A 9,566-nucleotide genomic window follows, 5' to 3' on the forward strand; every position below is an offset into this window, starting at 1 on the left:
AACTGCTATGCCAAATATAAATACCAATAAAAACAACGGGTTACGGCTTATTCTTGGTGTTTATGTGTCAAATTGACCTTTATGATTGCTGTGTCATAATGACTCTTAAAGGTCTTTTGGACTGATTTGGCTATGGTAGATACCAACGCAACCTTACTGCTTGAAGTGGCTCTGGACCTGGCTAATAGCCTTAACAACAGCGATCGTTTTGAGCGTCTGCTCTCTACTATCCGCAAAGCGATCAAGTGCGATGCTGTTGCCTTGCTAGGGCTAAATGGCGCTACACTCACCCCTCTCGCAGTTCAGGGGCTTGCCCGAAGGACTCTGGGGCGGCGATTCCTAATTGATGAGCATCCACGGCTAGCGCAAATTTGCGCCTCGGAACACCCGGTCCGCTTCCCCTCTGACTGTCAGCTACCAGATCCCTTCGATGGTTTGCTGTTGGATAGGGAGGGAGATCTTCCCGTGCACTCTTGTATGGGCTTGCCTCTCTATTCAGATAACCATCTGATTGGTCTGGTAACAGTGGATAGCATGTCTGCGGATGCCTATGCCCGAATCAGTGATCGAACCCTGGAGCTGATAGCCGCGCTGTCTGCGGCCACTTTACGCACAGCTTTAGAGCTAAAAGCCCTGTCACATTCTGCCGAGCACGCTGAGCAATTGGTGAAAGACCTAACCCAGCAGGCACTGGAGCGGGATGGAGGCGAATTAATTGGTGAGAGCGCGGAAATGCAGTCCCTGCGCAGTGAGATAGAGCTGGTGGCTGGGTCGGATTACAACGTGCTGATTCTCGGAGAAACGGGAGTGGGGAAAGAGCTGGTTGCCCGTACCGTCCACAGGTTGTCGACTCGCAAGGAGAAGCCCTTAGTCTATTTGAACTGCGCTTCCCTGACTGAAACCCTGGCGGAAGCTGAACTTTTTGGCCACTCAAAAGGGGCCTTCACCGGCGCAGATCGCGAGAGGCCCGGTAAATTTTTACTGGCGAACGGCGGCACTATTTTCCTGGATGAGGTTGGCGAGTTACCGCTTGTGGTGCAGAGCAAATTGTTGCGCGTATTGCAAAGTGGTGAGATTCAGCCGGTAGGTAAGGATACGGTACAGCATGTAGATGTTCGTATTGTAGCGGCGACTAATAGGGATTTACGTAAAGGGATTGAAAACGGTACTTTCCGAGCTGATCTCTACCATCGCCTCTCTGTATATCCCCTTGAAGTCCCACCGCTATGCCGGAGGGGTAGTGATGTCCTGCTGTTGGCAGACTACTTCTTGGAGCGCTCCCGCAGGAAGTTGGGTTTTCGTCAGTTGCGTCTCAGTTCAGAGGCCACCAATAAGCTACAGCGATACGCTTGGCCGGGTAATGTTCGCGAGCTGGAACATATTATCAGCCGCGCAGCCCTTAGGGCCCGCAAAGGTAGCTCTCCAGAAGCTATTGTTGCCATTACTACAGCACAAATTGAAATTCCCGATGACCTGGTTATTCAGAAGCCTCCGCAGAAACCGGTAGAGTCGCTGTCTGAGGCTATTGATTTAAGGGTGGAAACGGAAAACTATCAGCGTGAACTCATTGGGAGTGCCCTGGCTGAGACCGATGGGAACTGGAGTAAAGCGGCCAAATTACTATCCGTAGACCGAGGGAACTTGGTGCGTCTCGCTAAAAGGTTGGGTGTTTACATCAAGAAAGAGGTTGTTCGAGGTAAGTAATCTATATGAAGCAAGGAGTTGCAACGTTGATTAACGATAAAGGATTACGGTTTGCGCTGGTTGTAGGGGTAATTTCCCTGACTATCGGCTTACTGGCATTTGCGTATAACTGGAAAATAATTGGTGGGGGTTGGCCATATTTCGGTACATTTTTATTTCCAGGCAATCTTGTACTGTCATTCTTCTCTGAAGAAATAGATTTTTGGCCAAAGTTTGCACTTCAGATGAGTGGCCAGTTTCTGGTTCCCTTTTTGCTGGCACGTAGCCTTATTAGTTTTAGACGCTGGTGGAATTGATAAGGGGTATTACGATTTGCATGTGATATTACTCCAAGCATTTGATAGAAGGCTAGAGCTGTAAATACTTATACTTGCGATCTTGTATAAAAATAACTAAATCGCTAGCCACAATAAATATGCAAAAAATGTTTCTTGGCTATCAGGTTGATTCTCGGCAATATTATAAATGACTTTGGTTCTAATGTTATTGAACTCTTCTGGAGTTGCTTCATATTTAAAGTGTTTTGCTGTCTGGATAGCAGATTCTTCAAAGAAACCCGAGGGCTTACTTTTAATAACTCGGGGGTCTACCGGATCGCCGTTTTTATTAATGTCATACTCAACAATTACGTAGCCTTCCATCTGCTTTTCCAGCGCTTCTTGAGGGTATATTGGCAGTGATTTGTAAACAGGAACAGGCCCGCCTTTCTCTCTTGCCATTTCCCTGTCTTCAATGCTGGATTTATAAAAGTCAATGTACTGGGGGCATTCGTCGTAAGAGCTGCAATTTTTGCTTGTTGGAGAGTCAGTGCAACTGCAAAGAAGAAAAATAATAGATATCAGGGCTAATTTGTTCAAAACTTTTAATCTTCTTTGCACTTATTGAAATGGCAAGTGTAACACCCTATAGATTTTCTCTGTAGCTGTTAAATAGCAAGTAATCTATCCGGTATCTAGCGGAGTTAACGGAAAGACTGTATTGCTGAATTAGTACCGTTAACTAGAAAAGCCGTATATCAAACCGGCTCATTTCCTCATCACTCTCAACCCATTAAAAACCACGAGCAGGCTGGTCCCCATATCGGCAAAAACAGCCATCCACATGGTTGCCTCTCCGGCAAAAGCAAGCACCAGAAAGACCGCTTTAATGCCCAGCGCCAAGATAATGTTCTGCCAAAGAATATGGGCCGTTGAACGAGATAGTTGGATAAAGGTGGCGATCTTGCCCAGATTGTCGTCCATCAGGGCCACGTCAGCGGTTTCTATCGCTGTGTCGGTTCCCGTTGCTCCCATCGCAAACCCAATATCAGCACGTGCCAAGGCGGGGGCATCGTTAATGCCATCGCCAACCATGCCAACCTGGCCTTTTCCAGATAGAGCCTCTACCTCTCTGAGCTTGTCTTCCGGCAGTAGGTTGCCTTCAGCCCGATCGATGCCGACTTGTTTGGCAATCGCATCTGCAGTGTGCTGGTTGTCCCCGGAAAGCATCAGTGTTTTCACGCCCAGCTTGTGAAGGCTCTCAATGGCGTGTTGGCTCGATTCCTTCACGGTATCGGCGACAGCAAATATCGCCAGAACGGAGTTCTCCCGGGTCAGCATCACAACAGTTTTCCCTTCTTCCTCAAGGGTTCCCAATTGGCGCTCCAGCTCGGCGGAGCAAATGCCCAATTCTTCAATAAGCCGGTGGTTACCCAGGTAGCACTGATCTCCCTGAATTCTGCCCCTGACGCCGCGCCCGGCCAGGGCTTCAAAAGTATCCACTTCTTGTATGCGTTCGTGGGGAATCTGAGCAAACTCAAGTACGGCCCTGGATACCGGATGATCGGAACGTTCGGCTAGGCTCGCCGCTAGGGTTTGTACCTCTTCCGCGGGCATTGGCGCTAACACTTTAAAATCCGTGACGGTTGGCAGGCCATGGGTGATGGTTCCAGTTTTATCCAATGCCAACCAGCGAATGTGGCGCCCCTGCTCAAGGTAGGCCCCGCCTTTAACAAGGATTCCGTGGCGGGTGGCCGATGCCAAGCCGCTTACGATGGTGACAGGAGTTGCAATCACCAGTGCGCAGGGGCAGGCGATTACCAGTAACACGAGTGCGCGATAGATCCATTCCATCCAGCTGCCGGCAAAAAGCAGCGGCGGTATTACCGCAGTAGCCAGTGCCACTGCAAATACCAGGGGCGTATACCAGTGGGCGAATTGGTCGACAAAGCGCTGGGTTGGCGCGCGACTACCTTGTGCGGCTTCCACCGCATGAATAATTCGGGCGAGCAGGTTATCGTTGGCAGCAGCCGTAGATTGGTATTCGAGTGCCCCGGATTCGTTGATACTGCCGGCGAAAAGTTCATCTCCAGGGCCTTTGTCTACCGGAAGGCTCTCCCCGGTAATTGGGGCCTGGTTTACAGCTGAATTGCCGCGTATTACCTCCCCATCTAGAGCGATGCGTTCGCCGGGGCGCACCCGGATGGTTGTGCCAACCGGAACAGTCTTGGCTGACATGGAAACCCACTCGCCATCTGGCCCCTGTACAGTGGCGGTTTCCGGGGCCAGGTCCATTAACTCCCGAATCGCATTGCGGGCACGATCCAGGGATTTGGCTTCAATTAATTCTGCCAGGGTGAATAACACCATCACCATTGCCGCTTCGGGCCAGTGACCGATAAGCAGGGCGCCGGTGACCGCGATGGACATCAGCGCGTTCATATTCAGGTTGCGATTGCTGAGCGCGATCCAGCCCTTTTTGTAGGTCGTGAGTCCGCCGCCAGCGATAGCGGCCAGGGCCAGTATCATTACCAGCCAATTGTTCCCCCCCTGTAACCAGAATACGACCTCGGAGGCAATCGCCGCCAAACCGGCAGCGCCCAATAACCACCAGTTTGCATGGGTGGTAGGTGGCGCGGAATCGATGTCATCTTCCGTGGCCAGGCGTGCGTCCAGGTCAAGAGGGGTTAGGGTGTTGAGGATCTTGCTCTCCATACCTGGCGCGTGGCGCACCTGTAGGATTCGCTGCACCAGATTAAAGTCCAGCTGGTAAATGCCCTGCATGCCGGAGAGCTTGGCGCGTATCAACCCCTCTTCAGTGGGGCAGTCCATCTTGCTGATGGAGAACAGGGACAGGTCACCTTTGTCGCTATTGTTATTGGTGTTTTGAATTGGCGTCATGGTTGTGGCTTGGGTTGCCCCGCTGCAGCCACAGCTGGAATCGCGCTTGACCATTATTCACTCTCGGATAGATCAGTCAGTGAGCCAGTATTACAATCCCTCTAGTAACTATAGAGTCAAGAGGGAGTGGCATGGCTTACAAGATTGGTGAAGCTGCCAGGAGAGTAGGCTGCAAAGTGGAAACGGTTCGTTACTACGAGCAGGCAGGGCTACTGCCAGAGCCCGCTCGCTCAGAGGGTAATTTCCGGCTTTACTCAGAGTCTCACCTGGAACAACTGCGTTTTATTCGCCACTGTCGTTCTCTGGATATCCCCCTCGAGGATATTCGCAACCTGTTGAGATTAAAAGAGGCTCCATCGCAAAGCTGCACTGATATTGATAGCGTGGTTGATGATCAAATTCAACGAGTCGAAAAACAACTGGAATCGCTCAAGCAGTTGCGAAAAAGCTTGGTAGATTTACGCAATCGATGTGAGGGTGGCCAGGCAATTAATGCCTGTGACATTATGCGGGAGCTGACAGATTGTAGCTGTCATGGCCATCCGGCAAATAATAATGAGTGTTAGTCGTAAATTTTGGGCCTTGTTTTGAGTAAGTGGCGTATAGCTTTTATCGTATTATTTTGTATTGGTTTGTTGTTGGCCGTATGGGCATTTATCATTGAGCCAGCAAGTTTCCGAATTAATGAAGATGATATTGTCGTAGATGCCTGGCCAAAGGAATGTAACGGGCTAAGGGTCGCGATACTTGCTGACCTGCATGTAGGTTCCCCTTACAAGGGGCGGAAGAGCTTACAAAACCTGGTTGAGGCTGTTAATAAAAGCCAACCCGACCTTATTCTCCTACCCGGTGACTTTGTTATTCAGGGGGTTGTTGGAGGTAAATTCGTTCCGCCGGAGGATGCAGCGGGAATTCTTAAAGAACTCAAGGCCCCGATGGGGGTGTTTGCCGTATTGGGAAATCATGATTGGTGGCTTGATGCAGCGCGGGTTGAGCAATCCCTTGAAAGCCAGGGAATTTCAGTGCTTGAGGATAAGTCAGTAAGTCTGGTTAGTAGCGAATGTAAATTACGACTAGTGGGAATCAGTGATTTTTGGGAGGGGCCTCACGATGTTAAAAAAGCAATGCAGGGGATAGATGAAGGTGAGACGGTATTGGCCTTCACTCATAATCCGGATATTTTCCCCAAACTGCCTGCGGAGCTGTCATTAACTATCGCCGGGCATACTCACGGGGGCCAGGTCTACTTGCCGTTTATTGGGCGGCCCATAGTACCTTCAAGTTACGGGCAGCGTTTTGCTATTGGGCATATTGTTGAAGGTGATAAACACCTCTATGTAAGCCCTGGGGTAGGGACCAGTATTTTGCCAGTACGTTTCCTGGTGCCACCAGAAGTAACTGTATTATCCATATTTGGTCCTTGAGGTTTGATCTCTCAATGATGGATTTGGGTAGGTGGTTTGGTAGGAATGGAGCGGGGACCTTCACATATAATTCCAGCCCAGATAAGAAATAACGGGTTGATACGATGATAACAGTCAAACGAAAAGTACTGTTCGGGGATTGTGATCCCGAGGGAATCGTATACACCCCAAGATTCTCATCGTTTGCACTTGAGGCAACCCATGATGCAATGGCTGTTCTGCTTGAAGGGCCTGCTATCGCCAGAATGAAACAACTGGGTTTTCTTACACCTGTAAGAGCTTTTAACCTGGAGTTTCTATCCCCTGTAACCTGGGATCAAGAATTAAGTATCCATGTTTCTGTTGCGGATATTGGTAATCACTCTTTTACGTTTCAAACGAAAGGCTTTTTGGATAATGGGATACTAGCGTTCACCGCTAATATTACCTATGTCACTCTGTCATCCCCTGAAAAGGAGAAGACCCCATTGCCTGGCTATCTTAGAGAAGCCCTGCTGCGCGTCAGTTAGCTGCTAATTCATCGGCAAGTTATTAGAGTAGGGTGCTTCCTAATTATCTTTTTGAAAGACCGTTGTCGGAATTCCCTTAGCACCAGCGTAAAAAATGATGAGTGTCGCAGGCTTGTCGCCTTCATTGCGCCCAAAATGCCACATATCGGTGACTTCAACGTAGGCTTTCCCCTCATCCAAAGTTAGGCTTTTATCCTGGTCAACGAGGGTAACTTTTAAAGTGCCTTCGGCAACATAGACGCTATTAGGTACGGGGTGTTTGTGCACTGGTAGCCGTGCGCCTGGCTCGATTGTCACACGCACCACAGAGAGCTCTGGCTGCCCCTCTGGATATTGGGGTAGGGTATCTCCGGCCCAATCCTTGGTCGATTCTACCAGTGTGTCAAATTTTACCCCCTGCATATTTTCCTGTAGATAACCCACCAAGGGGAGCAGTAGCAATAATACTAGGGCAGCCATAGGCTTCCAGGTGTTCATGGGCTGATTCCTTATCGCTCTAAGTAAGCAGCCGTCGCCATACCGCCGGCAGTGCAGACACCAATAATTGCCCGATGGGCGTCGCGCCGGCCCAGTTCTAATAGGGTTGAACCCAGATAGCGGATGCCCGACATACCGTAGGGGTGGCCGAGCGCAATAGCACCGCCATTAACATTGGTAATGTCCCAAGGGGTTTTGAGTTCAGCCTGGTTGTATAGGGTGGTTACGGCAAAAGCCTCATGTAGCTCCCAAAGGTCAATCATATCCTGGGTGAGTTGGTGGCGCTTCATAAGGCGACTGACCGCTGGCGCTACCGCAATGCTCATCTCTTTTGGCGCTACCGCTCCCAGCTGCATACCGCGAAACAGCCCCAGAATAGGCAGGTTTCTCTGCGCTGCCAGTTCAGCATCCATCATGACGACCGCTGCGGCCCCATCGGATAATTGGGACGCATTACCGGGAGTTATCGTCCCCCCCGTGTTTACGGGCTCCAGCGCAGACAGGGCTTCCATGGTTGTGCCGGGGCGGGGGCCTTCATCTTCTGACAAGGTGACTTTCAGGCGATTGGTTTCGCCACTCTCCTTATCTTTCACTGCCATTACCGTATCAAACGGCGTGATTTCCTCGGCAAACTTTCCGGCCTTTTGAGCTTCGGCAACACGCTTTTGTGATTCAACCACATAGCGATCCTGATCTTCGCGACTGATGTTGTATTGATCGGCGACATAGTCGGCTGTTTGGATCATGGTCCACCAAACTGCCGGCACTTTCTTTTGTAAGGGCTCATAGACAAAATGGTTCAGGTTCAAGTTGAACTGCACCAGGCTGATACTCTCGACGCCACCGGCCACCCCAATTTGCATTTCGCCTGCGGCAATACGATTGGCCACAATAGAAGCCGCGTTAAGGCCAGAGCCGCAGTAGCGATTTATAGTAAAACCCGGCACTTGAGACCCAAAGCCGGCAAATAGTGCCGCGTTGCGCGCGACATTGTGTCCGGTAGCTCCCTCGGGTAAGCCGCACCCCAGCACAACGTCTTCCACTTCCTGTGGCGTTAAACCCGCCTTATAAACCACCTCCCTCAGGACATGGGCAGCCATAGAAATACCGTGAGTTTCATTTAGCGCACCCCGCCTGGCTTTGGCAATGGCAGTTCGGCAATAGGCAACAACGGCGACATCTCTCATGGGTGTAGCTCACACGATCGGGGAGGGGATGTGTTTACATTAGATCAGATAGAGGGGCTTGCAGGAGGGAGGTGAGTTTGGAGTTGCTTTCCAAGGTTGGTGATGTGTTTGTTTTGAGTTCTAATCCCTCATGTTTGACAGCTAAGGCTTTGAGGGAGTCATAAAGATTATATTGTTGATCAAGGAAGTAACTCGTATGAGATGGTTTCCCTCACCCATAATACAATATGAAGTTTCGATATATAGATGATTCGGGTTGCTCATTTTAGGATATGAATTTTGAAGTCTGTATAAACTAAGTTTGTAAGGGAAAAACAACGTGCGCTCGGTATTGCATTAGGTATAGATGTCAATTGTGGGCTTACAAGATGTATTCACAGCGAGCCTCGATTATATTGTACTTTCCCTTCCGGCTAGGTTTTAGGGGGGGAGGCAAGGGTAATGGCTATGAAGAATTTAAAGAAAATTATTACTATAACCTTAACGACTATCTATTGTGGCCAATCGCTCAAACCGTATGGCTTATCATGATAGTGTAAATATAACACCAGAATGCTTTCTAGATTTCGGTCTTTCCCTTAGTGGCTAGGCGAGAATACGTGTAAGGATTATAGAGGGAGGTGTCTCCCAGTGGATTCCTACCGTGAGCGCTACGAATTGCGCTAAAGAAAGCAGCTCTAGTGTTGCTTGGTATGGGAATCCAAAAGTATAAAGTTGCAGGCTTTTTGAGCTTTATTCAAAATGCAGGGGTAAAGATATAAAGTGTGTGAAAAGATAAGTATATGTTCCCTGCATATGTCATTTGCTATACCAATGCTCAGTGAAAGGGGGTAAAGCTACCTGTGATGGGTGGAGAGGTTTGTCATTCTACTAGCAAGCTTTTTGATATTAAGTGGGCATCGTATCTAGATGACTATAACGGTAGAACCGCTATTTACGTTATGAATAAAGATGGGAGTTGTATCCAAGTTACTTTTATCTAAGGCTTGCCTTTGTCCAACCGACATTTCTAACTGCAGTTGCGGGAGAGATCGTGGCGGAAGGTGGAAAGATTGTTTTTGTTAATATCTGCTCTGACTATTATCAAAGTACACTAGTTGCCATTGA

At 49.3% G+C, this 9,566-nt stretch carries 9 protein-coding genes; 5 read left to right on the forward strand and 4 right to left on the reverse strand.

Going from position 1 to position 9,566, the window contains the following annotated elements; translation table 11 throughout:
* Positions 1–132: 132 nt before the first annotated feature.
* Both norR and ACJJIR_RS09620 read left to right on the forward strand, forming a co-directional pair.
* On the forward strand, positions 133–1,704 hold the full coding sequence (gene norR, locus ACJJIR_RS09615) for a nitric oxide reductase transcriptional regulator NorR (protein WP_444908165.1): 1,572 nt from the start codon (positions 133–135) through the stop codon (positions 1,702–1,704).
* A 5-nt stretch (positions 1,705–1,709) separates the two neighbouring features.
* Positions 1,710–2,000 (forward strand): hypothetical protein, encoded by a 291-nt coding sequence (locus ACJJIR_RS09620; protein WP_444908166.1) that lies wholly within the window; start codon positions 1,710–1,712, stop codon positions 1,998–2,000.
* Positions 2,001–2,096: 96 nt separating this feature from the next.
* Here ACJJIR_RS09620 and ACJJIR_RS09625 read toward each other — a convergent pair whose 3' ends face one another.
* Both ACJJIR_RS09625 and ACJJIR_RS09630 read right to left on the reverse strand, forming a co-directional pair.
* Complete coding sequence (locus tag ACJJIR_RS09625; protein ID WP_444908167.1) at positions 2,097–2,423, reverse strand: energy transducer TonB; 327 nt, start codon at positions 2,421–2,423, stop codon at positions 2,097–2,099.
* Positions 2,424–2,729: 306 nt separating this feature from the next.
* Positions 2,730–4,916 (reverse strand): heavy metal translocating P-type ATPase, encoded by a 2,187-nt coding sequence (locus tag ACJJIR_RS09630; protein WP_444908168.1) that lies wholly within the window; start codon positions 4,914–4,916, stop codon positions 2,730–2,732.
* A 77-nt stretch (positions 4,917–4,993) separates the two neighbouring features.
* On the opposite strand from ACJJIR_RS09630, the gene cadR reads away from it, so the two are divergent.
* The 3 genes from cadR to ACJJIR_RS09645 all read left to right on the forward strand — a co-directional run bounded on the left by cadR (position 4,994) and on the right by ACJJIR_RS09645 (position 6,795).
* Positions 4,994–5,428, forward strand: coding sequence for a Cd(II)/Pb(II)-responsive transcriptional regulator (gene cadR / locus ACJJIR_RS09635; protein WP_444897465.1), 435 nt, complete (start codon positions 4,994–4,996; stop codon positions 5,426–5,428).
* Positions 5,429–5,449: 21 nt separating this feature from the next.
* Positions 5,450–6,286: a metallophosphoesterase gene (locus ACJJIR_RS09640; protein ID WP_444908169.1), complete on the forward strand. Its 837-nt coding sequence runs from the start codon at positions 5,450–5,452 to the stop codon at positions 6,284–6,286.
* A gap of 104 nt (positions 6,287–6,390) precedes the next feature.
* Positions 6,391–6,795, forward strand: coding sequence for an acyl-CoA thioesterase (locus tag ACJJIR_RS09645; protein ID WP_444908170.1), 405 nt, complete (start codon positions 6,391–6,393; stop codon positions 6,793–6,795).
* 39 nt (positions 6,796–6,834) lie between these two features.
* Here ACJJIR_RS09645 and ACJJIR_RS09650 read toward each other — a convergent pair whose 3' ends face one another.
* A complete protein-coding gene (locus tag ACJJIR_RS09650; protein ID WP_444908171.1) occupies positions 6,835–7,272 on the reverse strand; it encodes a cupin domain-containing protein in 438 nt (145 codons plus the stop codon).
* A gap of 11 nt (positions 7,273–7,283) precedes the next feature.
* Positions 7,284–8,459: a thiolase family protein gene (locus ACJJIR_RS09655; protein WP_444908172.1), complete on the reverse strand. Its 1,176-nt coding sequence runs from the start codon at positions 8,457–8,459 to the stop codon at positions 7,284–7,286.
* Positions 8,460–9,566: the final 1,107 nt, after the last annotated feature.

This window comes from Microbulbifer maximicatervae (SeqCode) (assembly GCF_052467385.1).

Bases quoted from the DNA above. Each gene is read 5' to 3' on its own strand.
- norR (WP_444908165.1), top strand. From the start codon at position 133: ATGGTAGATACCAACGCAACCTTACTGCTTGAAGTGGCTCTGGACCTG.
- ACJJIR_RS09620 (WP_444908166.1), top strand. From the start codon at position 1,710: ATGAAGCAAGGAGTTGCAACGTTGATTAACGATAAAGGATTACGGTTT.
- ACJJIR_RS09625 (WP_444908167.1), bottom strand. From the start codon at position 2,423: ATGGCAAGAGAGAAAGGCGGGCCTGTTCCTGTTTACAAATCACTGCCA.
- ACJJIR_RS09630 (WP_444908168.1), bottom strand. From the start codon at position 4,916: ATGGTCAAGCGCGATTCCAGCTGTGGCTGCAGCGGGGCAACCCAAGCC.
- cadR (WP_444897465.1), top strand. From the start codon at position 4,994: ATGGCTTACAAGATTGGTGAAGCTGCCAGGAGAGTAGGCTGCAAAGTG.
- ACJJIR_RS09645 (WP_444908170.1), top strand. From the start codon at position 6,391: ATGATAACAGTCAAACGAAAAGTACTGTTCGGGGATTGTGATCCCGAG.
- ACJJIR_RS09650 (WP_444908171.1), bottom strand. From the start codon at position 7,272: ATGAACACCTGGAAGCCTATGGCTGCCCTAGTATTATTGCTACTGCTC.
- ACJJIR_RS09655 (WP_444908172.1), bottom strand. From the start codon at position 8,459: ATGAGAGATGTCGCCGTTGTTGCCTATTGCCGAACTGCCATTGCCAAA.